Annotated in this window: 1 protein-coding gene; it reads left to right on the top strand. The window is 69.8% G+C overall.

The features are described from left to right. The first annotated feature begins 112 nt into the window (after positions 1-112). Entirely contained in the window at positions 113-1,015 is a 903-nt protein-coding gene (locus CHF16_RS39185) for an IS5 family transposase (protein WP_089331242.1), read from the top strand. Positions 1,016-1,027 lie beyond the last annotated feature (12 nt).

Genomic DNA, 1,027 nt, shown 5'->3' with positions numbered 1-1,027 from the left:
CTAGGGCGTGTCTCGAAGTCGGGTGTGTGACGGTGTGTCGTGATCTCTAAGTAGTGAGGTCTCCGGTAGATGGGTTCATCGACGAAGAAGAACCTGTAATACCGGAGACCTCGTGGCCACCCTAGCGGTGACGCGGCGGTTCGACCTGACCGATGGGCAGTGGGCGGTGCTGGAGCCGCTGCTGCCGGTCCCCAGAGGGCCGGGTCGGCCGTCGAAGTGGACGAAACGGCAGCTCATCGACGGGATCCGCTGGCGGGTGCGGGTCGGCGCGCCGTGGCGGGACGTCCCGGAGTGTTATGGCTCTTGGCAGGCGGTGTATGCGTTGTTCCGCCGGTGGCAGCGGGCGGGAGTGTGGGCGCGGATCGTGGCCGGCCTGCAGGGGCGGGCGGACGCGGCCGGGCTGGTCTGCTGGCAGGTGAGTGTGGACTCCACCATCGCCCGGGCGCACCAGCATGCGGCCGGTGCCCGTACCCGTCCCGATGAGCAGGCCGAACCTCCCGCGCCCGGCGGTGGTGAGCCCGCCGACCACGCGCTGGGGCGTTCGCGTGGCGGCCTGACCACCAAGGTCCACCTGTCGTGCGAGCAGGGCCAGAGGGTGCTGTCGCTGGTGGTCACGGCCGGTCAGCGTGGTGACTCGCCGCAGTTCCGGCCCGTGTTGGAGCGGATCGCCGTGCCGCGGATGGGGCCGGGGCGTCCTCGCAGCCGGCCCGACCGGGTCCGTGCCGACAAGGCCTACAGTTCCCGAGCCAACCGCGCCTACCTGCGCAGACGCGGCATCAAGTGCACCATCCCGGTCAAGGCCGACCAGGCCCGGAACCGCACCAGGCGAGGCAGCCGTGGTGGACGCCCACCGGTGTTCTGCAAGCTGGACTACCGGCAGCGGCACGCCGTCGAATGCGCCATCAACCGGCTCAAACGCCACCGTGCCGTGGCCACGCGGTATGACAAGCTCGCCGTCCGCTACGAGGCCGTCCTCCACATCGCCGTCATCAACGACTGGCTGACCTGCCTTTGAGACACGCCCTAG

Source organism: Actinomadura meyerae (genome assembly GCF_900188445.1).
In the GTDB taxonomy this organism is placed as follows: domain Bacteria; phylum Actinomycetota; class Actinomycetes; order Streptosporangiales; family Streptosporangiaceae; genus Spirillospora; species Spirillospora meyerae.
The sequence above is the reverse complement of the archived record's forward strand: the minus strand, read 5'-3'. Positions and strand labels throughout refer to the sequence as shown.